Source organism: Falsiroseomonas oleicola (assembly GCF_019029495.1).
In the GTDB taxonomy this organism is placed as follows: Bacteria; Pseudomonadota; Alphaproteobacteria; order Acetobacterales; family Acetobacteraceae; genus Falsiroseomonas; species Falsiroseomonas oleicola.
In genome coordinates this window covers 408,248-430,582 of the sequence record NZ_JAERQM010000005.1, presented here as the reverse complement: position 1 = coordinate 430,582, position 22,335 = coordinate 408,248, and the positions used below count along the sequence as shown (strand labels likewise).

The 22,335-nt window shown below is 69.1% G+C and carries 25 protein-coding genes; 15 read left to right on the top strand and 10 right to left on the bottom strand.

Annotated elements, in window-relative coordinates:
- Nucleotides 1-27: 27 nt before the first annotated feature.
- Genes JJQ90_RS18695 through JJQ90_RS18675 form a run of 5 tightly spaced genes read right to left on the bottom strand, consistent with a single transcriptional unit; the run spans nt 28 to nt 6,345 of the window.
- Nucleotides 28-1,686, bottom strand: a complete 1,659-nt coding sequence (locus JJQ90_RS18695; RefSeq protein WP_216877754.1) for a hydantoinase B/oxoprolinase family protein — start codon at nt 1,684-1,686, stop codon at nt 28-30.
- Nucleotides 1,683-2,201 (bottom strand): hypothetical protein, encoded by a 519-nt coding sequence (locus JJQ90_RS18690; RefSeq protein WP_216877753.1) that lies wholly within the window; start codon nt 2,199-2,201, stop codon nt 1,683-1,685. Before JJQ90_RS18690 ends, JJQ90_RS18695 begins: the two co-directional genes overlap by 4 nt.
- Entirely contained in the window at nt 2,198-4,279 is a 2,082-nt protein-coding gene (locus tag JJQ90_RS18685; RefSeq protein WP_216877752.1) for a hydantoinase/oxoprolinase family protein, read from the bottom strand. The genes JJQ90_RS18690 and JJQ90_RS18685 overlap by 4 nt, the downstream gene beginning before the upstream one ends.
- Nucleotides 4,276-5,541 carry a Zn-dependent hydrolase gene (locus JJQ90_RS18680; RefSeq protein WP_216877751.1) on the bottom strand — a complete coding sequence of 422 codons (1,266 nt, stop codon included), beginning with the start codon at nt 5,539-5,541 and terminating at the stop codon, nt 4,276-4,278. The genes JJQ90_RS18685 and JJQ90_RS18680 overlap by 4 nt, the downstream gene beginning before the upstream one ends.
- Nucleotides 5,542-5,553: 12 nt before the next feature.
- Nucleotides 5,554-6,345, bottom strand: a complete 792-nt coding sequence (locus tag JJQ90_RS18675) for an SDR family oxidoreductase (RefSeq protein WP_216877750.1) — start codon at nt 6,343-6,345, stop codon at nt 5,554-5,556.
- 112 nt (nt 6,346-6,457) lie between these two features.
- Here JJQ90_RS18675 and JJQ90_RS18670 point away from each other — a divergent pair, with 112 nt between their 5' ends.
- The 5 genes from JJQ90_RS18670 to JJQ90_RS18650 all read left to right on the top strand — a co-directional run bounded on the left by JJQ90_RS18670 (nt 6,458) and on the right by JJQ90_RS18650 (nt 10,538).
- The gene (locus JJQ90_RS18670; RefSeq protein ID WP_216877749.1) at nt 6,458-7,435 is read left to right on the top strand and encodes a 2-hydroxyacid dehydrogenase; all 978 of its coding nucleotides are present in this window, start codon (nt 6,458-6,460) and stop codon (nt 7,433-7,435) included.
- A 120-nt stretch (nt 7,436-7,555) separates the two neighbouring features.
- Nucleotides 7,556-7,912: a hypothetical protein gene (locus JJQ90_RS18665; RefSeq protein ID WP_216877748.1), complete on the top strand. Its 357-nt coding sequence runs from the start codon at nt 7,556-7,558 to the stop codon at nt 7,910-7,912.
- A 63-nt stretch (nt 7,913-7,975) separates the two neighbouring features.
- Nucleotides 7,976-8,620 (top strand): flavin reductase family protein, encoded by a 645-nt coding sequence (locus JJQ90_RS18660; protein WP_216877747.1) that lies wholly within the window; start codon nt 7,976-7,978, stop codon nt 8,618-8,620.
- 8 nt (nt 8,621-8,628) lie between these two features.
- The gene (locus tag JJQ90_RS18655; RefSeq protein ID WP_216877746.1) at nt 8,629-10,302 is read left to right on the top strand and encodes an ABC transporter permease; all 1,674 of its coding nucleotides are present in this window, start codon (nt 8,629-8,631) and stop codon (nt 10,300-10,302) included.
- On the top strand, nt 10,299-10,538 hold the full coding sequence (locus JJQ90_RS18650) for a hypothetical protein (RefSeq protein WP_216877745.1): 240 nt from the start codon (nt 10,299-10,301) through the stop codon (nt 10,536-10,538). The genes JJQ90_RS18655 and JJQ90_RS18650 overlap by 4 nt, the downstream gene beginning before the upstream one ends.
- Here the strand turns inward: JJQ90_RS18650 and JJQ90_RS18645 are convergent.
- Nucleotides 10,535-11,278, bottom strand: coding sequence for a sulfite exporter TauE/SafE family protein (locus tag JJQ90_RS18645; RefSeq protein ID WP_216877744.1), 744 nt, complete (start codon nt 11,276-11,278; stop codon nt 10,535-10,537). The two genes, JJQ90_RS18650 and JJQ90_RS18645, sit on opposite strands and share 4 nt — an antisense overlap.
- Before the next feature lie 95 nt (nt 11,279-11,373).
- Here JJQ90_RS18645 and JJQ90_RS18640 point away from each other — a divergent pair, with 95 nt between their 5' ends.
- Nucleotides 11,374-12,150 carry an AraC family transcriptional regulator gene (locus tag JJQ90_RS18640; protein ID WP_216877743.1) on the top strand — a complete coding sequence of 259 codons (777 nt, stop codon included), beginning with the start codon at nt 11,374-11,376 and terminating at the stop codon, nt 12,148-12,150.
- 76 nt (nt 12,151-12,226) lie between these two features.
- The gene (locus tag JJQ90_RS18635) at nt 12,227-12,730 is read left to right on the top strand and encodes a hypothetical protein (protein ID WP_216877742.1); all 504 of its coding nucleotides are present in this window, start codon (nt 12,227-12,229) and stop codon (nt 12,728-12,730) included.
- Nucleotides 12,731-12,770: 40 nt separating this feature from the next.
- On the opposite strand, the gene bfr is transcribed toward JJQ90_RS18635, so the two are convergent.
- The 3 genes from bfr to JJQ90_RS18620 all read right to left on the bottom strand — a co-directional run bounded on the left by bfr (nt 12,771) and on the right by JJQ90_RS18620 (nt 14,607).
- On the bottom strand, nt 12,771-13,253 hold the full coding sequence (bfr, locus tag JJQ90_RS18630; RefSeq protein WP_216877741.1) for a bacterioferritin: 483 nt from the start codon (nt 13,251-13,253) through the stop codon (nt 12,771-12,773).
- A 52-nt stretch (nt 13,254-13,305) separates the two neighbouring features.
- Entirely contained in the window at nt 13,306-13,482 is a 177-nt protein-coding gene (locus JJQ90_RS18625) for a (2Fe-2S)-binding protein (RefSeq protein WP_216877740.1), read from the bottom strand.
- An 87-nt stretch (nt 13,483-13,569) separates the two neighbouring features.
- Nucleotides 13,570-14,607, bottom strand: coding sequence for a Fe(3+) ABC transporter substrate-binding protein (locus JJQ90_RS18620; RefSeq protein ID WP_216877739.1), 1,038 nt, complete (start codon nt 14,605-14,607; stop codon nt 13,570-13,572).
- A 186-nt stretch (nt 14,608-14,793) separates the two neighbouring features.
- On the opposite strand from JJQ90_RS18620, the gene glsA reads away from it, so the two are divergent.
- From glsA to JJQ90_RS18585, 7 genes are all read left to right on the top strand, one after another.
- Nucleotides 14,794-15,789, top strand: coding sequence for a glutaminase A (gene glsA / locus JJQ90_RS18615; RefSeq protein ID WP_216877738.1), 996 nt, complete (start codon nt 14,794-14,796; stop codon nt 15,787-15,789).
- A gap of 172 nt (nt 15,790-15,961) precedes the next feature.
- Nucleotides 15,962-16,168 carry a 50S ribosomal protein L35 gene (gene rpmI / locus JJQ90_RS18610; protein ID WP_168027274.1) on the top strand — a complete coding sequence of 69 codons (207 nt, stop codon included), beginning with the start codon at nt 15,962-15,964 and terminating at the stop codon, nt 16,166-16,168.
- 15 nt (nt 16,169-16,183) lie between these two features.
- On the top strand, nt 16,184-16,549 hold the full coding sequence (rplT, locus tag JJQ90_RS18605) for a 50S ribosomal protein L20 (RefSeq protein ID WP_216877737.1): 366 nt from the start codon (nt 16,184-16,186) through the stop codon (nt 16,547-16,549).
- 81 nt (nt 16,550-16,630) lie between these two features.
- Nucleotides 16,631-17,716, top strand: a complete 1,086-nt coding sequence (pheS, locus tag JJQ90_RS18600) for a phenylalanine--tRNA ligase subunit alpha (RefSeq protein ID WP_216877736.1) — start codon at nt 16,631-16,633, stop codon at nt 17,714-17,716.
- A gap of 4 nt (nt 17,717-17,720) precedes the next feature.
- A complete protein-coding gene (gene pheT / locus JJQ90_RS18595) occupies nt 17,721-20,195 on the top strand; it encodes a phenylalanine--tRNA ligase subunit beta (protein WP_216877735.1) in 2,475 nt (824 codons plus the stop codon).
- A gap of 17 nt (nt 20,196-20,212) precedes the next feature.
- The gene (locus JJQ90_RS18590; protein WP_216877734.1) at nt 20,213-20,500 is read left to right on the top strand and encodes an AbrB/MazE/SpoVT family DNA-binding domain-containing protein; all 288 of its coding nucleotides are present in this window, start codon (nt 20,213-20,215) and stop codon (nt 20,498-20,500) included.
- 1 nt (nt 20,501) lies between these two features.
- Nucleotides 20,502-20,864 (top strand): PIN domain-containing protein, encoded by a 363-nt coding sequence (locus JJQ90_RS18585; RefSeq protein WP_216877733.1) that lies wholly within the window; start codon nt 20,502-20,504, stop codon nt 20,862-20,864.
- Here JJQ90_RS18585 and JJQ90_RS18580 read toward each other — a convergent pair whose 3' ends face one another.
- Entirely contained in the window at nt 20,865-21,251 is a 387-nt protein-coding gene (locus JJQ90_RS18580; protein ID WP_216877732.1) for a RidA family protein, read from the bottom strand.
- A gap of 84 nt (nt 21,252-21,335) precedes the next feature.
- Here JJQ90_RS18580 and JJQ90_RS18575 point away from each other — a divergent pair, with 84 nt between their 5' ends.
- On the top strand, nt 21,336-22,325 hold the full coding sequence (locus tag JJQ90_RS18575; protein WP_216877731.1) for a Bug family tripartite tricarboxylate transporter substrate binding protein: 990 nt from the start codon (nt 21,336-21,338) through the stop codon (nt 22,323-22,325).
- Nucleotides 22,326-22,335: the final 10 nt, after the last annotated feature.

Below are 22,335 nucleotides of genomic sequence, written 5' to 3'. Positions count from 1 at the left end.
TGAAAAGGCTTCGTGCGCGCAACGGGTTCAGGCGCCGTACAGCGCCTTGGCCTGTTCGGGGCTGATCAGCCCATCCGCCACGTCACGCTCGACCAGCGCGCGGTCGCGCTGCTTCGGGTCGCCCATGCCGCCGCCGCCGGGCAGGTTCAGCACCAGGCGCTTGCCCTTGGGGACAATCTGGAACCCCTTGGTGCGGATGGTGGTGCCATCGGTGTGGCCGACCCATCCGGCCGCGCCATCGCCGCCGCCGTCCCGGCCTTTCGGCGCATTCGCCACGCGGTCGAAGATGGCGTTCACGGCGAATTCGGCCTCGCCCTTGGTGCCGATCTCCATGACCTTGCCGAAGCCGCCACGGGTGCGGCCGGCGCCGGCCGAGCCCTCGCGGATCTGGTTCTGCCAGAAGATCACCGGCGCGACGTTTTCCGTCGCCTCCACCGGCATGGTGCGCACGCCGGACGGGAAGGCGGTGCCGTCCATGCCGTCCTTGGTGCGGCGCGCGCCGGTGCCGCCGGAGTTGAAGGTGATGATCTCGAAATCCGGCAGCTCCGCCGCGGAGCCCGAGACCTGCGCGCCGCCCCGCAGCGGCGGGTTCCAGAGGGCGGAGGAGCCCTCCGCCGTCACGCGATCCGGCACCGCCTGGTGCAGGCAGCCCATCATCAGGTCGGGCAGCAACTGGCCGACCACATGGCGGACCGAGACCGGGTAGGGCCGCGGCGCATTCAGGATGCAGCCCTCCGGGATCTCCATCCGGAAGGGCGCCAGCGAGGCCCAGTTGTTCGGGATTTCGGGCGCCACCACCACCTTGATGCCGAAGCAGGAATAGGCGCGGCAGTAGGAGGCCGGCACGTTGATCCCCCGCCCGGAGAGGCCGGAGGTGCCGGCATAGTCCACCACGATCTCATCCGCCTTCACCGTCATCGCGGCCTTCAGCGTGACGGGGGCCTCGTAGCCATCGGAGGTAATCTGGGCGCTGTAGCTGCCCTGAGGAATCTTCGCGATTTCCTCGAGCGTCGCCTTCAGCGAGCTGTCGAAGATGTAGGCGGCCAAGGGGTCCAGGCTGTCCATGCCGAACTCGTCCAGCATCTCGACCAGACGCTTGGCGCCGGCATCGTTGCAGGCACAGAGGGAGTAGATATCGCCCTCGAGCTCCACCGGGGTGCGGGTGCCGACGCGGACGAAGTCGAACAGCGTCTCGTTCGGCTTCCCCTGATCGAAGCACTTCACGATGGGGATATAGAGCCCCTCCTCGAAGACGCTGCGACCCTCGGGGCCCATGCCGAGGCCGCCGACATCGATGACGTGGGCCGTGTTGGCAAACAGGCCGACGATCCGGCCGCGCTGGAAGGCGGGCGTGACGACGGTGAGGTCGTGCAGGTGCCCGGTGCCGAGCCAGGGGTCGTTGGTGATGTAGTGGTCGCCCGGCTTCATCGTCTCCGCCGGGAATTTCGCGAGGAAATGGCCGACCGATTCCATCATGGAATTGACGTGCCCCGGCGTGCCGGTGACGGCCTGCGCCAGCATGCGGCCCTGCAGGTCGAAGACGCCGGCCGAGAGGTCACCGGCTTCCCGCACCGTGGTGGAGAAGGCGGTGCGGATCATGATCTGCGCCTGTTCCTCCACCACCGCGATCAGGCGATTCCACTGGATCTGCTGCTGAATCTTTGTCAGTGCGTCGGCGCCGATCATCGTCCACTCCGGTGCTTGAGTCGGGCCGCTCGCGCAGCCAGCGCCTTATCGGCCATTCCGTTCAGGCGCTCGAGATCCTGCTGCACTCGCATCTCGAAGGCCGAATACCTCGACGTGACCGCATGCGCAGAAACTGCCTCGGCAGCGGCGCGGATTGCCTCAGGGCTTGAGGGCGAGCCGAGAGTTGGCAATGCGGGTAACTGCGTGACCGGTACCGTCCCAACGTTCGGCTGGTAGTCAGCAATATGCAGCAAGCCGGCGGCCAACTGCTGCGCTTCATCTTCGCTCTCAACGACGCCAATCGCACAAAACAGGACAAATTCGAGACGTGCTTTCGATTTAGGCAACATCGCCTCGTCGAAAACAGTTCCGAGTTGACCTGCATTCCTCTCCATTAGCTGACCGAACGCGGGGATGACGAAGTTCATCTCCTCAGCGGTCGGCAGCTCGGGAGTCGTGCTTGCAGGCTGCGTTGGTGTTTGCGGAGCGCCAAGTAAGCGCTTGAGCCAACTCATCGCCCCGCACCTCTCGTCAGTTCCAGATACCCCAGCCCATCGACGCGGCAGCGCCAGCCCGGCCCGACCAGCGTGCTGGTCTCGGCTTCGGAGACGATGCACGGCCCGGGCACCGTGGCGCCAGGCGGCATTTCGGCGCGGTCATAGACCTGCCAGGGCGCCACCTGCCCCGTGGCCGTGTCGCGCACCTGCTGCACGCGGATCGGCGCCGGGGCGGGCGCATCGGCGACGGGGGCGACCGGCTCCACCGCATCCGCCACCGTCGCGACCGTGACCGCGAAGGACAGGATTTCGACATCGCTGCCCGGCACCGGCCGGTCGTAGAAGCGCGTGTATTCGGCGTCGTAGGCCGCGCGGATCGCGGCCACGTCCTGCACGGTCAGTGGGCGCGCGGGCAGTGCCACGTTGATCTCATGCCCCTGGCCGACATAGCGCATGAAGGCGATGCGATGCTCCTCGGTCGGCGCGCCGAAGGAGCCTTCGGCCACGACGCGGGACGCTTCGGCCGACATCTCGGCCAGCAGCGCATTCACCGCGCTGACGTCGAAGGTGCGGAACCGCTGGTACAGGGACTTCACCACCTCATAGCCCACCGGCGCGCGCAGAAAGCCGATGGCGGAGCCGACGCCGGCCCCTGACGGCACCAGCACGCGATCCACGCCGATCTTCTCCGCCACGCGATAGCCATGCACCGGGCCGCCGCCACCGAAGGCGATGATGCCGCGGCCGCCATAGCCTTTTCCAGACTCGATGGCATGGACACGCGCCGCATTGGCCATGTTCTCGTCCACCATCTCGACCACGCCGAGCCCGGCCATCTCCGGCGCCAGCCCGAGCCCACGGCCCACATGCGCCTCCAGCGCGTCGAGCGCCGGCTGCACATGCAGCTTCAGCGCGCCGCCCGCAAAAAGGTCCGGCTCGTAGCGGCCGAGGGACAGGTTCGCATCCGTCACCGCCGGCTTGTCGCCGCCGCGGCCATAGCAGGCCGGCCCCGGATCGGCGCCCGCGCTTTCCGGCCCGACCTGGATGCGACCCAGCGCATCGAGATGCGCGATGGAGCCGCCGCCGGCGCCGATCTCCACCATCTCGATCACCGGAATCCGCAGCGGCAGCCCAGAACCCTTCTTGAAGCGGCCGACGCGCGCGACCTCGAAGGTACGCGACGCCTGCGGCGCGAAATCGTCGATCAGGCAGACCTTCGCGGTGGTGCCGCCCATGTCGAAGGACAGCACCTTCGACCATCCGCGCTGCTTGGCCACATGCGCCGAGAAGATCGCGCCACCGGCCGGGCCGGATTCGACCAGGCGGATCGGGAAGCGCGCTGCGGTGTCGAGCGTCGTCAGCCCGCCACCCGACAGCATCATGAACAGCGGGCAGCCGAAGCCGCCTTCCTTCAGGCCCGTCTCCAGCCGCCGCAGATAGCTCGCCATCAGCGGCTGCACATAGGCATTCGCCGCGGTGGTCGAAAACCGCTCCCACTCCCGCATCTCGGGCGAGACTTCGGAAGACAGCGAGATCGGCAGTTCCGGCCACATCTCGTGCGCGATGGCGGCGGCGCGCTTTTCATGCGCCGGGTTCACGAAGGCATGCAGGAAGCCGATGGCCAGGCTCTCGATGCCCTCGGCGCGCATCACAGCGACCTGCGCCCGCACCGCGGCCTCATCCAGCGCCAGCAGGATGCGCCCCTCATTGTCCAGCCGCTCCGGCACCGTCAGGCGCCAGCGGCGCGGGATCAGCGGCTGCGGCAGGTCGATGTTGAGGTCGTACTGGTCGTAGCGGGACTCATTGCCCAGCGCGAGCACGTCCCGAAACCCGTCCGTGGTCAGCAGCGCGGTCTTGGCACCCTTGCGCTCGATGATCGCATTGGTGGCCAGCGTGGTGCCGTGAATGACGAGGGCGATATCAGCCGGCGTCAGCCCCGCCTTCTCCATCACCAGCTTCACGCCGTTGAGCACGCCGAGTTCCGGAGCATGTGGCGTGGTCAGGACCTTGCCGGTCCAGCGTTCGCCATCACGCTCGACGGCCACATCGGTGAAGGTGCCGCCGATATCGACGGCGAGGCGTGCCCCAACGCTCACTGCGAAGCCTCGCTCGCCCAGCGCGTCACGACGGCACAGGCCTCGGCAAAATCGTCCATCCGCATCGCTTCCTTCGGATTGTGGCTGCCATTCTGATTGCGGACGAAGATCATCCCGGCCGGGATGCCCGCCATGGCAAAGGCTGCCGCATCATGGCCGGCGCCGCTCGCCATCGCCAGATGCCTGATGCCCAGCGCATCGGCCGCGCGCACCAGGCCGGACTGGATCTCCGCATCCATCGGCGCGGCGCGGCTCGTGGTCTCGGCGCCGAGTTCGAAGCGCACGCCGCGCCGCGCCTCGATCTCCGGCACCGCGTCGTACAGCGCTTCCATCAGCAGGTCGCAGCTGCGCGGATTCACGCTGCGCACGTCGAGCTGGAAGCGCGCCTCGCCGGCGATCTTGGTGAAGCCGGCATCCTCGGTCGTGCCCATGACGCAGAAGGTGACGACCAGCACATGGCCCCGCGCCTCCAGCTCCACCCAGCGGTCATCGACGCGATGCGCCAGTTCGGCGAGGGCAATCGCCGCGTCGCGCCGGTATTTTCGCGGTGTCGCGCCGGAATGGTTGTATTCGCCCAGCACGCGCGCGGCGCGCAGGCGCCGGCTGCCGGGAATGCCGGTGACGATGCCGACCGGCACCCCCTGCCCTTCCAGCACCGGCCCCTGCTCGATATGCAATTCGAGAAAGGCTGCGGTGTCGTCGGGCGAGAAGGTCTTGCCACCGGCCTCGACGAAGCCCGGATCGAAGCCTTCGTCGCGCATATGGTCGGCCAGCGAGCGGCCATTGTCCTGCCGCTTCGCCTGGAGTTCTTCCGGCTTCAGCAGGCCGAGCGCGCCGCGCGAACCGGGGTAGGAGATGGGAAACCAGCTTCCCGCCTCCTCCGCCCGCACCGCCACCACCGTCACGTCGCGCCCCGGCACGAAGCCGGCGCGCTTCATGCCGGCCACCGCGGACAGGCCGCAGAGCACGCCGGCGGCGCCATCGAAATTGCCGCCTTCCGCCACGCTGTCCAGATGGCTGCCGAGCAGCACGCGCTTCGCGGCGCGGTCGCTGCCCGGCAGGGTCATCAGCAGATTGCCCACCGGGTCCGCGCGGCATTCCAGCCCGATCCCCTCCGCCGCCGCGCACACGATCTCATGCGCGCGTCGCTCACCAGCGCCATAGGCGTCGCGGGTGATGCCGACGCCGTCGAAGCTGGCGTCGCGCAACGCGTCGAACAGCTTCGCGGCCAGCTCGACATCGGGGGAGAGGTTCGGGATCACGGCAGCTATTCCTTACAGCATGCTGCGGACGCGGCCGCCGTCCACACGAATCATGCTGCCGGTGATGTAGCCGCCACGCTCGCTGGCAAGGAAGGCGCCCATCGGGCCGAACTCGTCGGGCATGCCGATGCGCTTCGCCGGAATCTCGGCGGCCATCTGCGCGATCTCCGCCTCCGCCGTGGTGCCCGCCTTGGCCGCGCGCGATTCGGCGTTTTGGGTGATGCGGCCGGTCATGATGCTGCCGGGTGCCAGAACGTTCATCGTCACGCCATCCTGCGCGACCTCGCCCGAAAACGTCTTCAGCCAGCCCCAGATCGCGGCGCGCAGCGTGTTGGACAGCGCGAGGTTCGGAATCGGGTGCTGCATGCCGGTGCTGCCCACCACGATCACGCGGCCCCAGCCCTGCTTGCGCATCGCCGGCATCAGCCGGTTGCAGATGCGGATCGGCGAGGCGACCATCTGCTCGAACCAGGTGTGCAGCGAGGCATCTGTGATCTCGGAGGCGATGCAGGGCGGCGGGCCGCCATGGTTCAGCACCAGGATATCGACGCCGCCCATCAGCCGCGCGGCCTCATCCGCCAGCCGGTCCATATCCGCGCCGCTGGCCACATCCGCCGGCACACCAAAGGCCTGCGGGGCGCCGGCGGCCTTCAGCTCACCCGCCACCTTATCCAGCGTCGCCTGGTCGCGGCCGCTGACCACCACGGCGGCGCCCTCGGCCGCCAGGCTGTCCGCGATCGCGCGGCCGAGACCCTTGGAGGCACCCATCACCAGGGCGCGCTTGCCCTTGAGACCCAGATCCATCTTGTCATTCCTTCTGCGGCGGTTGGCGGGAACCTGCTACCGCAGGCCCCGGCTGGCAAGCCAGGCGGTCTCTGCTACCAAGATGGGAAACTGACCGGGGAGCCGTTCCACCATGCCGAAGCCCATCCTGCTGCTGACCCGCCGCCTGCCCGAGGCCATCGAGGCCCGCGCCGCGCGCGACTACGACGCCCGGCTGAACAGCGCGGATGCGCCCTGGTACCGCGATGGGGCGGAAATTGCCCGCCGTGCGGCGGAGGTTGGCGCCGCCGGCATTCTCTGCGCCGCCGGCGACCCGATGGGGGCTGCCACCATAGCCGCCCTGCCGGACAGCGTGAAGATCGTCGCCACCTTCTCGGTCGGCACCGACCATATCGACGTCGCCAGTGCGAAGGCCCGCGGCATCACCGTGGCCAATACGCCCGAGGTGCTGTCCTTCGCCACCGCCGAGACCGCCTTCACCCTGATGCTGATGGCTGCCCGCCGCGCCGGAGAGGGCGAGCGCATGGTCCGCGCCGGCAAATGGGACGGCTGGGCGCCGACCCAGCTCATGGGCGTGACGCTGGAGGGCAAGCGCCTCGGCATCGCCGGCTTCGGCCGCATCGGCCGCGAACTGGCCGCCATGGCGCGCGGCTTCCGCATGGAAATCCACTACCGCGACCTGCGCCGCGCCCCGCCCGAGCTGGAACAGGGCGCCACCTTCCACGACGACGACCGGGACTTCCTGTCCTCCATCGACGTCCTGTCGATGCATATGCCGGGCGGCGAGGCAACTCGTAAGTGGCTGAATCCGGAGCGGCTCTCCTGGATGCCGAAGGGGGCGCTGGTCATCAATACCGGCCGTGGCGGGTCGGTCGATGATGCGGCCCTGGTCGCGGCGTTGACCTCCGGCCATATCCGCGCCGCCGGCCTCGATGTCTATGACGGGGAGCCGAAGGTGTTCCCGGGCTATCTGGGACTCGAGAATGTCGCGCTGCTGCCGCATCTCGGCAGCGCCACCATCGAGACGCGCGATGCCATGGGCCGCCGCGCGCTGGACAATGTGGATGCCGTGCTGCTGCACGGATCGGCTGCACCGGATGGTGTTGGCTGACACATTCCGACTGTTCCAGCTTGACATTCAACCAGGGGTGGTTTCGATACGGATTGTGTTGCGTCTGTTTCGCCCATGCCGGTGCGAAGCCGCGTCGTGCCGGAACGGCCGAGGAGGGTCATGAGCCAGGTCGCCAGGATCACCTTGTTCGTTCACGACCGCGCCGGGCGGCTGGAAACGCTGCCCGACCAGGATCTGCTGCGCGCGCTGCTTCAGGAAACGCCGCTGGTCACGCGCCATGAGGATGGCAGCCGCACCTTCGTCTTCGACATGGTCGATCCGGATGAGGCGCGAATCCGGGCCAGCCAGGCGCCGGATTGCACATCCATCGACACGCTGCGGCTGTGCGGCGCGGCGCTGGTGCGGGCGGCACGCTCCCTCGGCCTGCCGCTGACCGCGGCGTTGGCCGAATCGGCAGAGCTGGTGGCGGAGGGGGAGCTGCGCGCCATGCAGGTGCCGAAGGACCGCCAGAGCTAGCTCCCCCTCGACAGGGCGGACCCGCGGCGGCAGTAAGCCCCCATAGCCGCCGGAGCCCGCCCCATGCTGTTCGACCTCGATGCCCTGCCGGTCGCGAGCCGCTACAAGCTGCTGACCTCCACGGTGGTGCCGCGCCCCATCGCCTGGGTGGTGACGCAGGATGCGGCCGGGGTGCTGAACGCGGCACCCTATTCCTTCTTCAACGTCTTCGGCTCCGACCCGCCGATCGTGGCGCTGGGCATCGGCAACCGGCCGAGCGGTGCGGCCAAGGACACCGGCGCCAATATCGCGGCCACCGGCGAATTCACCGTCTGCCTGGTGCCGGAGGATGCGCTGCCGGCGATGAACATCACCGCCGCCGACTTCCCCGCCGGGGTGGATGAACTGGCCGAGGCCGACCTCGCCACCATCGCCTCCACCAAGGTCGGCCCGCCGCGACTCGCCGCGAGCCCGGTGGCGCTGGAATGCACCCTGTTCAAGACGGTGGAGATGGGCAGCCATTCCCTGGTGCTGGGCCTGGTGCGGGCCATGCACATCGCCGATGCGGCGGTGATGGACCCGGAACGCTGCTACATCGACAGCACGGCCCTCGGCTTGGTCGGCCGCATGCATGGCGCGGGCTGGTACACGCGCACCGGCGACCGCCTGGAGGTGAAGCGGGTGAGCGCCGCCGAACTGGCGGCGCGCAAGGAAAAGACGGGGGCCTGAGCGGAGCGATGTCGCTCGCCGGCTTTCCGGCCGAACGCCAACGCCCGGGTGCGCCGCGCGGCCGGCGGATGGCGCCTGCCTGGGCCTGGGCCTCGCTGCTGGCCGCGGGGCTGATCGCGGCGCCGCTTTTCGCGGTTCTGGTCACGGCGGCAACCCCGCAATCGCAGGACTGGTCCTACCTGCTGCGGACCCTGCTGCCCGAACTGCTGGTCAATTCGGTGCTGCTCTCGGTGCTGGTCGGGCTGCTGGCCGCCGTGATGGGCGCGGTCACCGCCTGGCTGGTCGCCACCTGCGCCTTTCGCGGCCGTGGCGTGATCGAGGTGGCGCTGCTGCTGCCGCTGGCCATGCCGGCCTACGTCTGCGGCTATACCTATGTCTGGCTGCTGGATGTCGCAGGGCCGGTGCAGACCACATTGCGGGAGGTGACGGGGCTGCGCTGGGGGGAATACTGGTTCCCCGAAATCCGCAGCCTGCCGGGGGCCGCGCTGATGTTGGCCGCGGTGCTGTATCCTTACGTCTACCTGCTGTGCCGCGCCGCCTTCCTGCAACAGAGCGTCTGCCTGCTGGAGGCATCGCGCACCCTGGGCCACGGCCTGCCGCGCACCTTCCTGCATGTGGCGCTGCCGATGGCGCGCCCGGCGCTCGCCGGCGGGCTGGCGCTGGTGCTGATGGAGACGCTGGCGGATTTCGGCACGGTGCAGCATTTCGCCGTCCGCACCTTCACCACCGGCATCTACGATGCCTGGTTCGGCCTGGCGGACCGGCCTGCGGCGGCGCAGCTCGCCACCGCGCTGATGGGGCTGGTGGCGATGCTGCTGCTGCTGGAACGGGCCTCCCGCGGCGGGCGGCGTTTTCATCCCACCACCACGCGCAACCCGCCGCTGCGGCCGGTGGTGCTGCATGGCTGGAAGCAGGTTGTGGCGATCCTGGTCTGCCTGCTGCCGGTGCTGATCGGCTTCCTCATCCCGGGCGCCGCGCTGTTCGGGCTGATGCTGGAAGCGGGCGACCCCTTCGACCCGCAGCGCACTCTGCCCTTCGCGCGCAACAGCATCACCCTGGCCGGGCTGACCGCCGTGCTGGCCGTGGCGCTGGCGGCGCTGCTGGCCTGGGGGCAGCGGCTCTATCCCTCCCGCCTCCGGGCCTCGGCCAACCGGGTGGCGTCGCTGGGCTATGCGCTGCCGGGATCGGTGATCGCGGTGGGGGCGCTGGTGCCCTTCGCGATCTTCGACAATGCGCTCGATGCCTGGATGCGGGCGCGTTTCGGCGTCTCCACCGGGCTGCTGCTGTCGGGCAGCATCGCGGCGCTGGTCTTTGCCTATCTGGTGCGCTTTCTGGGTGTCGCGCTCTCGGCTGTGGAATCTGGGCTTTCCCGCATTCGGCCCAGCCTGTTCGGCGCGGCGCGCGTGCTGGGGCGCACGCCGGGCCAGGCGGTGCGGGCCGTCGAACTGCCGCTGGCGCGCGGGGCGCTGATGACGGCCGGCGTGCTGGTCTTCGTCGATACGATGAAGGAACTTCCGGCGACGCTGATCGTAAGGCCCTTCGACTTCGACACGCTGGCGGTGCGCGTGCACAATCTCGCCTCCGACGAAAGGCTGGCGGAGGCTTCGACGGCCGCGCTGCTGATCGTGCTGGTGGGGCTGCTGCCGGTGGCGGCCCTGGTGCGGGGGATGCGGCGGGGATGACGGAGACCAGGCCATTGTTGCGCGCCATCCGCCTCGCTTTGGACGGGGATTGGGAGGCGGCGCATGCCATCGCCCAGGCCGATCCGGGGAAGGACGCCGCCTGGGTGCATGGCTGGCTGCACCGGATCGAGGGCGACGAGGCCAATGCCGGCTACTGGTACCACCGCGCCGGGCGCCAGCCGGGGCGCGGCGATACGGCGGCGGAAGGGGAGGCGATCGCGCGGGCCTTGGGTTAAAGCAGTCGGGCCAGGCCGTCCCAGACGATCAGCTTGAGTGCCAGCACCGCCAGCACCAGCCGGAAGATCGGCAGGAAATGGCGTTCCTCCATCCGGCTTAGCGCCACCTGCCCCACCGTCGTGCCGACCAGCGCGGCCGGGATCATCCAGAGGATGGTGGTGCCATATTCGGCGAAGCTGAACCCGACCAGGGTGAAGCCCGCCACCTTCAACAGGTTGCCCACCACCCCGAAGACGCCGAGCGTGCCGACAACCTGTTCCTTGGCCAGGTCGCGGCGGATCACCAGCACGCCCAGGATCGGCGCGATCACGCCCACCACCATGTTCAGCGCGCCGGTCACGAAGCCCACGGGCACGAAGGCCCAGAGCGGCAGGTCGCGATCGTGGAAGCGCTTCATCTGCCGGGTGAACAGCGACAGCAGCACGAAGAACCCGATCAGCATCTGCACTGCCTCGGTCGGCAGGCCCTGGAACAGCCAGAGCCCGAGCGCGACCCCCGCCGGCATCAGCAGTGCGAAGCGCCAGATGATCGGCCAGACCAGCCGGTCCCGCAGCAGGATCACCCGCCAGATGTTGGAGGCGAGCTGCACCGCGCCATGCACCGGAATCGCGGCCACCGGCGGCATCACCTGCAGCATGATGGCGATCAGCGCCGTGCCGCCCCCCGCCCCCACCACGGCCGTCAGCGCGGAGGTGAAGAAGGCGGCGCCGGCGAGGAAGGCGATGTCGGCGGGGTTCATGCGGCGGGGTCCGGCTTGTGGCGAAGGCCGCCCCATCCTACCCAGTCAGGCGCGGCCCGCTTTCGCGTGCAGGCCAGGCATGATCGGGGGTGGGCATGGTGCGTCGGACCCGCGCGGCGGCGCATGAGGCGACGCCACGGCCGCTGATCGCCGTGGGGAATGACTATCCGGATGGCCATCTGCACCCCAGTCACAGCCACCGGCGCGGCCAGTTCCTGCATGCCGAGCACGGCATCATGATGGTCGCCACGGAGACCGGCGGCTGGGTGGTGCCCCCCCAGGCGGGCGTCTGGATTCCGGGCGGCATCGCCCATTCCATCCGCATGCTCGGCGCCGTCGCCACCCGCAGCGTCTATCTGGAGCCGGAGGCGGCGACCCGGCTGCCGGCGGCCTGCCAGGTGCTCGGCGTCGCGCCGCTGCTGCGGCAATTGCTGATCGCGGCGGTGGACCTGCCGCTGGAATATCCGCCGGAGGGTCGCGCCGCGCATCTGGTCGGGCTGCTGCTGGCGGAGCTGGCGCAGGCGCCGCCTTTGCCCTTCTGCCTGCCCGCCCCCGCCGAGCCGCGCCTTGCCGCCGCCTGCCGGCGCTTCTGCGCCCGGCCCGATATCGGCGAGGAGACGGCGGATTGGTGCGGCGCCCTGGGGATGAGTCGGCGCGGCTTCACCCGGCTGTTCCGCGCCGAGACCGGGCTGAGCTTCCGGGAATGGCAGCGCCGCGCCTGCCTCCAGGCCGCCCTGCCCCGGCTGGCGGCGGGGGACAGGGTGACGGCGGTGGCACTCGACCTCGGCTATGCCAGCCCGGCCGCCTTCACCGCGATGTTTCGGCAGTTGGTGGGCATGCCGCCGCAGCTTTGGGCACGGCACGCCGGGTGACGCGCGGCGGGATGACCGCCAGGACGGAGCTTGTCTCTCTGCCGCCATTTCGGACATTGTACAATGAAAACAGGAGATGAGCCGCATGGTCGACCGCCCCGTCCCTCTCGACGACGCAGCCCTGGCTTTGGTCACCGGTGGCGTGACCATGGCGGATTACGAGGCGATGCATGCCAGCGTGAATGCCTTCGCGAACGAGGTATCCCAGGACAAGGCGCTGATGGCCGATTTCGGCCGGGTGCTGGAAAGCTTGGCCCAGGCCAATCCCGGCGATCATGGCGAGGTGCCGCTCGGCAGCTTCGTCGATGGCCAGGGCCGGCAAATGGGTGTCCAGGAATGGCTGACCGCGCAGGGCATCGCGCCGGAGCCGGAGGCCGATGGCACCTGGTCGGGCAGCCAGTTCGGCACGCTCATGGAATCGGTGCAGGAGCGGCTGGAGCTGATGACCGCGGAAGCCGCGGCCGACTGGCAGCGGCTGATGGCCATGGCCTTGGAAATGTCCCAGATGGGCATGCAGCTGAGCAACGCGTCAGGGAATCTCTTCGACACCGGCAGCGGCATCATCAGCAACATGCGCTGAACGCAGAGGAGGGCCGCCAGGGCAGCCCCCCCAAACCGCCCTATTCCTGGTCGGGCGCCGCGTCGCTGTTCAGCATGATGTAGCGCTCGATGCCGATCTGGCGGATCAGGTCGAACTGGCGATCGAGGAAGTCCTCATGCTCCTCCTCATTCGCCAGGATCTTGAGCATCAGGTCGCGGGAGACGTAGTCGCGCACCGATTCGCAATGGGCGATGCCGTCGCGCAGGTCGACCAGCGCCTTCTCTTCCAGCTTCAGGTCGCATTCCAGGATTTCCTGGACGTTCTGGCCGATCAGCACCTGGTTCATGCGCTGCACATTGGGCAGGCCGCCGAGGAACAGGATCCGCTCGATCAGCCAGTCGGCGTGCTTCATCTCCTCGATCGATTCCTCGTATTCCTTGCGTGCCAGCTTGGTCACGCCCCAGTGCCGCAGCGTCCGGGAATGCAGGAAATACTGGTTGATCGCGGTCAGCTCATTGGTGAGCTGCATGTTCAGATATTCGATAACCTTGGCGTCACGCATGGCCGCATCCCCTCCGCACCGGCTGACCGGCCCGGGGATGCGGCGCGGCGGGTCACTTCCCGCCGCTGTCGCACCCCGCGCGGACCATCGACAGGATGGTCCCCGTGCAGCCGCCGCATTGGGCGCGGCAGCCGCAAGCCGCATAGACATCATGCGGACGGTCGGCACCCGACGCCAAGGCGGCGGCGATCTGCTTATCCGTCAGCGCATTGCAGATGCAGATATACATCCAGCTTTGGCCCTTTGCAGCCCTGGTTTGCTTATCTTCAGAATGTCTCTCTGGGCGGGATTCTTCCCGCCCAGGTGGAAGCCTGCCTCAGCGCCAGCCGGCGCGCTGCATGATCCGCAGGGCTTCCGCGGCGTTGGCGCCGTAGGTGCCGGCGTTCAGCTGGTCCTCGCGGAAGGCGCCGAAGCCGGCGAGCACCGGGTGCACCGGGGCGTCGGCCACCACGGGGTATTCCATGTTGCCGACCGCGAAGATTTCCTGCGCCCGCGGGCTGGTCAGGTATTCGATGAAGCGCTGAGCCGCCGCCGCATTCGGCGCGGTACGGACCACACCGGCGCCGGAGATGTTCACATGCGCGCCGCGGTCACCCTCACCCTGGTTCGGGAAGATCACCCCGATTCGCTCCGCGAGGGCGCGATCCTCGGCGCGGGCGGAGGTCATCATATTGCCGAGGTAGTAGGTGTTGGAGATCGCCAGCTTGCACTGGCCGGACGGGATCGCCCGGAACTGGTCGCGGTCGCCACCCTGCGGCGGACGCGCCATGTTGGCGGCCAGGCCACGCGCCCAGGCCTCCGTCGCCTCCGGCCCATTGGCGGCCAGCACGGAACCGGTCAGCGAGGTGTTGTAGGGGTGGGAGGCGGAACGGACGCAGATCTGGCCACGGAAGCGCGGATCGGCCAGGTCCTCGAAGCGGTTCAGCCCCTCCGGCCGGCCGGCCTGGCGGTCATACATGATGACCCGGGCGCGCTTGGAGACGCCGAACCAGAAGCCCTCCGCATCGCGCAGATTGGCCGGGATGCGCGATTCCAGCACCTGGCTGCGGATCGGCTGGAGGATGCCAGCCTCCTTCGCGCGGGCCAGTCGCGCCGCATCGACGGTGATCAGAACGTCGGCCGGGCTGTTCGCACCCTCCGTCCGGATGCGCTGGATCAGCTGGTCGGCATCGCCCTCGATCAGCCTGACGCGAATTCCCGTTTCCCGCGTGAAGGCGTCATACAGCTCGCGATCCGTATCGTAGTGGCGCGAGGAGTAAAGGTTCAGCTCCCCGCCCTGCGCGAAGGCGGAGGAGCCGAAGCCGGCGAGCAGGCCAAGGGCGGGAAGCATCGAGAGCAGATGGCGACGGCGCATTGCTGGGAGCCTTTTGGACGTGGCGTGTGCCGCAGACCTACCGCAACTGAGAGTCGTTCGCAAGCACTCGCGACTGAGAGTCGATCTCAAATCTCCCGGTTGCGGCCCCTGGGCGGCCTGCCTATGGTCCGCGCCAAGGGAAGCGCATGCACGGCCCACCCCCCTGCCAGGTGGGACACCCGGATCATGACCAGCAGAGCCGGCGCGGCCTTGCTTCAGCGCGCCCTCGACCACGCCCATGCCCAATTGGCAGACCAGACGTCCGGCGCGGTTGCCAACTACATCCCGGCCCTGGCCGCCATGCCGCCGGACCTGTTCGGCCTGGCGGCGCTGACCCGCGGCGGCACGCTGGTGGAGGTGGGCGACAGCCGCCACCCCTTCACCATCCAGTCCGTCAGCAAGCCCTTCGCCTATGCGCTGGCGCTTGACCTGCTCGGGCGCCGCGTGGTGCGACAGGGCGTGGGCGTGCAGCCGGTGGGCGACCCCTTCAATTCCATCGAGCTGAATCCGCAGACCCGCCGCCCCTTCAATCCGATGATCAATGCCGGCGCCATCGCCGTGGCGGGCCTGCTGACCGAGGCGCTGGGCGACCAGGCCTTCGAATCGCTGCGCGCCCGCCTGTCCCTGGCCGCCGGGGCGACGCTGATGCTGGATGAGGAGGTCTACCGTTCCGAGGCCGAGACCGGGGACCGCAACCGTGCCATCGCCTATCTGCTGCGCGCCGCCGGCACCTTCCACTGCCATCCGGACCGGGTCGTGGACACCTATTTCCGGCAATGCGCCCTGCGTGTCACCGCCCGCGACCTGGCGGTGATGGGCGGCACCCTGGCCGCCATCGGCACCAACCCGTTGACGGGGGCGGAGGTCTTCGGGGTGGATGCGGTGCGGGACACGCTGGCGGTGATGTTCACCTGCGGCTTCTATGACGGCGCCGGCGACTGGGCCTGCCGTGTCGGCCTGCCGGCGAAAAGCGGCGTCGGCGGTGGCATCGTCGCCGTGGTCAACCGCCAGCTCGGCATCGGCACCTTCTCGCCCCGGCTGGATGCCCATGGCAATCCGCTGCGGGGAATGCGGGCCTGCGAGCTTTTGTCCGAGGATCTCGGGCTGCATGCCTTCGATGCGACCAATACGGGGTCGAGGCTGCTGGATGCCCTGTCGCCGGTGGGGGCGGACGGACGGTAACCCGGTCGCTTGCAAGGCCGCCCGCGCGCCGCTACAAGCCGCGCTCCGCGTGTCATGGCCTCTGATGGGCATGCCTGGCCGCGGGAACGTGTCCCTGCCGCATGGTGCGGTCCGGCCCTTCGCAAGGGGGGCGGGTGCAAGGTGGGACCGCCAAGACCGTCTGGAGGTCCAAATGCCCAAGATGAAGACCAAGTCGAGCGTGAAGAAGCGCTTCACCTTGACCGCTTCCGGCCGCGTCAAGGCCGGTGCGGGCAACAAGCGCCACATGCTGACGGCGAAGACGAACAAGATGAAGCGGCAGAACCGTGGCACCTTCCTGCTGCCGAAGCAGGACAGTGACACGGTGAAGCAGTGGATGCCTTACGGTTCGAGCCGGTAAGGGAGGATCTGAGATATGGCACGTGTGAAGCGGGGCGTAACCAAGCACGCCCGTCACAAGAAGATCCTCAAGCTCGCCAAGGGCTATGTCGGTCGGTCGTCCACCGCCTATCGGCCCGCTTTGGAGCGGGTCGAGAAGGCGCTGCAATATGCCTATCGCGACCGTCGCAACAAGAAGCGCGACTTCCGCGGCCTGTGGATCCAGCGCATCAACGCCGCGGTCCGCGAGCACGGCATCACCTATTCCCGCTTCATGGCGGGCATCAAGGCGGCGAATATCGAAATCGACCGCAAGGTGCTGGCGACGCTGGCCTATGAGGACGCCACGGGTTTTGCGGCCATCGTCGAAAAGGCGAAGGGCGCCCTCCCCGCGCAGGCCTGAACCCCTCGGGTTCGGACTTCAGACCAAACAGGAGGGCCGTCCCGCAAGGGGCGGCCTTTTCCGTATCCGGATGCTGGCATGATGACGGACGATTTGGCGACCCTGCGGCAGGAGACGGAGGCGGCGCTGGCCGGCGCCGCTGATCTCCGGGCGCTCGATGCGGTGCGGGTGGCGGTGCTGGGCAAGTCCGGCAGCCTGAGCGGGCTGCTCAAGGGCCTGGGCGCGGTGCCGGCGGAGGCGCGCAAGGAGCGTGGCGCCGCGCTGAACCGCCTCAAGGGCGAGATCGAGGCGCTGCTGGAGGCCCGCAAGGCCACGCTGGAGGCGGAGGCGCTGGACGCCCGGCTGAAGGCGGAACGCCTCGACGTCTCCCTGCCCCCCCGCCCCTTCGCCCCCGGCACGGCCGCCGATGGCGGCATCCACCCGATCAGCCGGACCATTGAGGAGCTGACGGCGATCTTCGGCAGCATGGGCTTCCGGGTCGTCGAGGGGCCGGATATCGAAGGCGACTGGTACAATTTCGGCGCGCTGAACATCCCGGACCACCACCCGGCGCGGCAGGACCACGACACCTTCTACATGCCGGGCACGGATGCCGCCGGGCAGCGCCTGGTGCTGCGCACCCAGACCTCCCCCCTTCAGATCCGCACCATGCTGGGCGAGGCGCCGCCGATCCGCATCATCGCCCCCGGCCGCACCTATCGCGCCGACCATGACGCGACGCATAGCCCGATGTTCCACCAGGTGGAGGGGCTGGTGATCGACCGCGGCATCACCCTCGGCCATCTGAAAGGCTGCCTGACCGATTTTCTCCGAGCGTTCTTCGGCATCAGCGACCTGCCGGTGCGGTTCCGGTCCTCCTATTTCCCCTTCACCGAGCCTTCGATGGAAGTGGATATCGGCTGGAACAGGAAGACCGGTGAGCTGGGTGGCGGCGGCGATTGGCTGGAGATCCTGGGCAGCGGGATGGTGCATCCGAAGGTGCTGGCGAATTGCGGGCTGGATCCGCGCGAGTGGCAGGGCTTTGCCTTCGGCATGGGGATCGAGCGCATCACCATGCTGAAGCACGGCATGCCCGACCTACGCCCCTTCTACGAAAGCGACCTGCGCTGGCTGCGCCACTGGGCCGCCGAGCCGCTGGCGCCGGCCAGCCTGCACGAGGGAATCTGATCCCATGAAATTCCCCCTGAGCTGGCTGCGCGAGCATCTGGACACCGATGCGACGCTGGCGGCGATCAGCACCACCCTCTCCGCCATCGGCATCGAGGTCGAGGGCATCGAGGACCCGGCCGCGAAACTCGGCAGTTTTCGGATCGCGCGGGTGATCGAGGCGGTGCAGCACCCCAATGCCGACCGGCTGCGGCAGTTGCGCGTCGATGTGGGTGATGGCCGCGAGCTTTCGGTCGTGTGCGGCGCGCCGAATGCGCGGACCGGCATGAAGGGCGTGCTGGCGGTGCCGGGCGACTTCATTCCGGGCACCGGCATCACGCTCAAGCTCGGCGAGATTCGCGGCGTGAAATCCGAGGCGATGATGCTGTCGTCCCGCGAGATGGGCCTGGGTGACGACCATTCCGGCATCGTCGACCTGCCGGAGGATGCGCCACTCGGCGAGAGCTATGTGAAATGGGCCGGCCTCGACGATCCGGTGATCGAGATCAAGGTCACGCCGAATCGCGGCGATGCGCTGTCGGTGCGCGGCATCGCCCGGGATCTGGCGGCGGCGGGCCTGGGCACGCTGAAGGCCTGGGAGGTGGCGCCGGTTGCCGGCAGCTACCCCTCACCGCTCGCCTGGCGAATCGCCGATCCGCGCGCCTGCCAATGGGTGCTGGGCCGCGCGGTGCGCGGGGTGAAGAACGGGCCATCCCCAAAGTGGCTGCAGGACCGGCTGGTGGCGATCGGGCTGCGGCCGATCAGCGCGCTGGTCGACATCACCAACTACTTCACCTTCGCCGTCGGGCGGCCGCTGCATGTCTTCGACGTGTCCAAGGTCGCGGGCGCCGAGTTGACCATGCGCATGGCGCAGCCGGGCGAGGAACTGCTCGCGCTGAATGGCAAGACGTACACGCTGACGGAGGAGGACAGTGTGATCGCCGATGCGCGCGGCGCGGAGGCGCTGGGCGGCATCATCGGTGGCGAGCATTCCGGCTGCGACGAGAATACCAGCGAGTGCTTCATCGAATGCGCGCTGTTCGATCCGGTGCGCATCGCGCTGTCGGGCCGCCGGCATGATGTGCGCACCGATGCGCGGTCGCGCTTCGAGCGCGGCATCGACCCCGCGCTGCTGCCGAAGGCGCTGGAAGCCGCGACGCGGATGATTTTGGACCTCTGCGGCGGCGAGGCCTCGGAAATTTCGGAAGCTGGCGCGGAGCCCGCCTGGCAGCGGGAGGCGACGCTGCGCTTCGCCCGGGTGCGCGACCTCGGCGGGCTGGAACTGGATGAGGCCGAGGTGGTCGGCCGTCTGGAACGGCTCGGCTTCACCGTGGCGCGGCGCACGGCGGAGGCGGTGACGGTCGCCGTTCCGTCCTGGCGCAACGACATCGCCGGCCATGGCGCGCTGGCGCAGGACCCGTCTTTGCCCGCCGACCGCGCCCGCATCGCGGCCGAAGGCTGTGCCGAGATCGAGCCGGAATGCGACCTGGTGGAGGAGGTGCTGCGCCTCGGTGGGTTGGATGCGGTGCCGGCGGTGTCGCTGCCCGTGACCTCCGCCGTGCCGCGGCCCGCGCTGTCGCCGAAGCAGGTGCGGGCGGCGCTGGCGCGGCGGGTGCTGGCGGCGCGTGGCATGCAGGACTGCGTGACCTACGGCTTCCTCGACCGCGCGACCGCCGCGCTGTTCGGCGAGACCCCGGATGCGCTGCACCTGGAAAACCCGATCGCCAGCGACCTGGACCAGATGCGGCCGACGCCGGTCGCTTCCCTGGCCATGGCCGCTGCCCGCAACGCCGCGCGCGGTTTCGGCGATGTCGCGCTGGGCGAGATCGGCGGCGCCTATCGCGACCCGGCGGCCGGCCTCAGCCAGTTGGCCGTGGCGGCCGGCCTCCGCGCCGGGCAGACGGCGGCGAACTGGGCGGCGCCCGCGCGGCCCGTCGATGCGCTGGATGCGAAGGGCGATGCGCTGGCGGTGCTGACGGCGCTCGGCGTGCCGATGGCGGCGGTGATGCTGACCACGGATGCGCCGGGCTTCTACCACCCGGGCCGCTCCGGCGTGCTGCGCCAGGGGCCGAAGACGGTGCTGGCGACCTTTGGCGAGCTGCATCCGCGGGTGGCGAAGGCGCTCGGCCTGGCCGGGCCAGTGGTGGCCTTCGAGGTGTTCCTGGACGCCATCGCCGAGCCGAAGCGCCGCAAGAAGGGCCTGCCGGACCTGCCCGCCTTCCAGCCGCTGAAGCGCGATTTCGCCTTCGTGGTGGATGCCAGCGTGCCGGCCGAGCAAGTTCTGCGCGCCGCCCGCAATGCCGACAAGACGCTGGTCACCGACGTCACGCTGTTCGACCGCTATGCAGGCGACCGCATGGCGGAAGGAAAAATCAGTCTGGCCATCCAGGCCACCCTGCAACCGCGCGAACGCACCCTGACCGATGCGGAGATCGAGGCCGTGACCGCCAGGATCGTCGCCGCGGTGGCGAAGGCGACCGGCGCGGTGCTACGAGGATAGGCGACAGGAGGCTTTCGATGGGCCGGGTCGTTTCGGTGCGGGTGGATGCGGAGGGCCGGCTGGTTTTGCCGGAGGAAGTCCGCGTCTCGCTCGGGGTGCAGGGCGGTGGCGAACTTCTGCTCCAGGTGACGGAGCAGGAGTTGCGCGCCACCACGCGCCAGACGGCCCTCCGCAAGCTCCAGGCGATGGTGCCGGCCTGGAAGCCGGGCGATCCCTTATGGTCGGATGAGCTCATCGCGGAACGCAGGGCCGAGGCGGCACGCGATCTCGCCGAAGGCCAGGTCGGCCCCTCGCAGAGTAGCTGACATGCTGCTGGACGCCTCGGCAGTCCTCGCCCTGCTGCGTCGGGAGCCGGGTGCGGATGTCACCGCTGCCGCGCTTCCGGCCGCCGTCATCTCCGCGGTGAATTGGACCGAGGTCGCAGCCAAGCTGCTGCCCGGCCCGCCCGAGCGGATGGAGGCCTGGGAGGCCTTGCAGATCCCGGTGCTTGATTACGATGCGGCGACGGCACTGGACGCCGCCCGCCTCCTCGCCGCCCATCGCGGCATTCTCTCGCTCGGCGATTGCGCCTGCCTGGCCACCGCCGCGCGGCAGGCGCTGCCGGTACTCACCGCCGACCGGGTCTGGGCGACGCTCGGCCTGGCGGTGGAGGTCCGGCTGATCCGCTGATCAACCCTCGCCGAGATAGACCGTGGCGTCGATCTCCACCAGGCAGTCGACCGAGCCCAATCCGCTGACGATGCAGGACACGCGGTGGGGCGGGTTCTCGACGAAATTGGCGAAATAGACCTCGTTCATCGGCTCCCAATTCGCGCGGTCCGTCACATAGACGGTGCACTTCACCACGTCGTCCATGGTGCCGCCGGCCTCCTCGATCAGGGCGCGGATATTGTCGAGCGTCTGCTGTGTCTGCGCGCGGACGTCACCCACCACGAACTTACCCTCCACGTCGCGCCCGGTGGAGCAGACGAACATGAAGCCGCCAGCCACGGTCGCCTGGGCGAAGGGGCGGCTGCTCTTGAACACCTTGGGCGAGAAAATAGCGCGCTTCGGCATGGGTGTGATCTCCATGTGAGATGTTGCAAATGTCCGGATATTTCCTCTTTCGCATCTGCGAAAGACCCGCGTAACCTGCCCGTCATGATCGCACGCCGCACCCTGCTTGTCGCCGCTGCCGTCCCCCTGGCCGCCCCGGCTCTCGCCCAGATCTCCACCTCCCGCCCGCTCCGGCTGATCGTGCCGAACCCGCCCGGCGGGCAGTCCGATACCATCGCCCGGCTGTACGGGGAGGCGATCCAGGCCACCTCCGGCCAGGCCGTGGTGGTGGAAAACCGCAGCGGCGCCAATGGCTTGATCGCCATGGACGTGGTCGCCAAGGCGGCGCCGGACGGGCTGACCACGGAGCTGTTCAGCATCACCATGTTCACCTCCCTGCCCGCCATGATGGCGCGGATGCCGCTGGATGTGGACCGCGATGTCACGCCGATCACCAGCGTCGTCACCTCCACCACCCTCTGCTGCGTGCGCGCCGACCGGGCGCAACAGCGCGGCTGGACCGATCTCGGCGCCATGCTGGAATGGGCGAAGCGGCCGGGGAACGAGCTGACCAATGGCGCGGCCAGCAGCGGCGGCGCCTCCCACCTTCTGACCGCCACCATCGCCCGGCGCAGCGGGGCCGCGATCACCGTGGTGCCCTATCGCGGCGGCGCCCCGGCGCTGAACGACCTGCTCGCCGGCAATATCGACATGGCCTTCGACTTCATGCCGGCCCTGCTGCCGCATGTCGCCGCCGGCACGCTGAAGGCCATGGCGGTGGGGTCGAAGGAACGGGTGCCCTTCCTGCCGGACGTCCCCGGCATGGGCGATTTCCCGGCGCAGGGCATCGCCGATATCGACCTGCAGAGCTGGAACATCCTGAGCGGCCCCGGCAGCCTGCCCCCCGAACTCGCCGCCCGCACCCAGGACCTGCTGCGCCGCGCCGCCGCCCATCCGGGGCTGGAGGACCGGCTGCGCGCCAATGGCCTGCTGGCCCTGCCGCCGCTCGATGCCGCCGGCACCCGCGCCCGCATACTGGCCGACCGGCCGCGCTGGCAGGAAATGGTGCAGATCAGCGGCGCCCGGATCGAATAGCCGGCCACCC

Bases quoted from the DNA above. Each gene is read 5' to 3' on its own strand.
- rpmI (WP_168027274.1), top strand. From the start codon at position 15,962: ATGCCCAAGATGAAGACCAAGTCGAGCGTGAAGAAGCGCTTCACCTTG.
- JJQ90_RS18625 (WP_216877740.1), bottom strand. From the start codon at position 13,482: ATGTATATCTGCATCTGCAATGCGCTGACGGATAAGCAGATCGCCGCC.
- JJQ90_RS18650 (WP_216877745.1), top strand. From the start codon at position 10,299: ATGACGGAGACCAGGCCATTGTTGCGCGCCATCCGCCTCGCTTTGGAC.
- JJQ90_RS18695 (WP_216877754.1), bottom strand. From the start codon at position 1,686: ATGATCGGCGCCGACGCACTGACAAAGATTCAGCAGCAGATCCAGTGG.
- JJQ90_RS18620 (WP_216877739.1), bottom strand. From the start codon at position 14,607: ATGCGCCGTCGCCATCTGCTCTCGATGCTTCCCGCCCTTGGCCTGCTC.
- JJQ90_RS18675 (WP_216877750.1), bottom strand. From the start codon at position 6,345: ATGGATCTGGGTCTCAAGGGCAAGCGCGCCCTGGTGATGGGTGCCTCC.
- JJQ90_RS18655 (WP_216877746.1), top strand. From the start codon at position 8,629: ATGTCGCTCGCCGGCTTTCCGGCCGAACGCCAACGCCCGGGTGCGCCG.
- pheT (WP_216877735.1), top strand. From the start codon at position 17,721: ATGAAATTCCCCCTGAGCTGGCTGCGCGAGCATCTGGACACCGATGCG.
- JJQ90_RS18580 (WP_216877732.1), bottom strand. From the start codon at position 21,251: ATGCCGAAGCGCGCTATTTTCTCGCCCAAGGTGTTCAAGAGCAGCCGC.
- JJQ90_RS18575 (WP_216877731.1), top strand. From the start codon at position 21,336: ATGATCGCACGCCGCACCCTGCTTGTCGCCGCTGCCGTCCCCCTGGCC.
- JJQ90_RS18690 (WP_216877753.1), bottom strand. From the start codon at position 2,201: ATGAGTTGGCTCAAGCGCTTACTTGGCGCTCCGCAAACACCAACGCAG.
- JJQ90_RS18670 (WP_216877749.1), top strand. From the start codon at position 6,458: ATGCCGAAGCCCATCCTGCTGCTGACCCGCCGCCTGCCCGAGGCCATC.
- JJQ90_RS18660 (WP_216877747.1), top strand. From the start codon at position 7,976: ATGCTGTTCGACCTCGATGCCCTGCCGGTCGCGAGCCGCTACAAGCTG.
- JJQ90_RS18640 (WP_216877743.1), top strand. From the start codon at position 11,374: ATGGTGCGTCGGACCCGCGCGGCGGCGCATGAGGCGACGCCACGGCCG.
- glsA (WP_216877738.1), top strand. From the start codon at position 14,794: ATGACCAGCAGAGCCGGCGCGGCCTTGCTTCAGCGCGCCCTCGACCAC.
- JJQ90_RS18585 (WP_216877733.1), top strand. From the start codon at position 20,502: ATGCTGCTGGACGCCTCGGCAGTCCTCGCCCTGCTGCGTCGGGAGCCG.
- rplT (WP_216877737.1), top strand. From the start codon at position 16,184: ATGGCACGTGTGAAGCGGGGCGTAACCAAGCACGCCCGTCACAAGAAG.
- JJQ90_RS18665 (WP_216877748.1), top strand. From the start codon at position 7,556: ATGAGCCAGGTCGCCAGGATCACCTTGTTCGTTCACGACCGCGCCGGG.
- bfr (WP_216877741.1), bottom strand. From the start codon at position 13,253: ATGCGTGACGCCAAGGTTATCGAATATCTGAACATGCAGCTCACCAAT.
- pheS (WP_216877736.1), top strand. From the start codon at position 16,631: ATGACGGACGATTTGGCGACCCTGCGGCAGGAGACGGAGGCGGCGCTG.
- JJQ90_RS18635 (WP_216877742.1), top strand. From the start codon at position 12,227: ATGAGCCGCATGGTCGACCGCCCCGTCCCTCTCGACGACGCAGCCCTG.
- JJQ90_RS18645 (WP_216877744.1), bottom strand. From the start codon at position 11,278: ATGAACCCCGCCGACATCGCCTTCCTCGCCGGCGCCGCCTTCTTCACC.
- JJQ90_RS18590 (WP_216877734.1), top strand. From the start codon at position 20,213: ATGGGCCGGGTCGTTTCGGTGCGGGTGGATGCGGAGGGCCGGCTGGTT.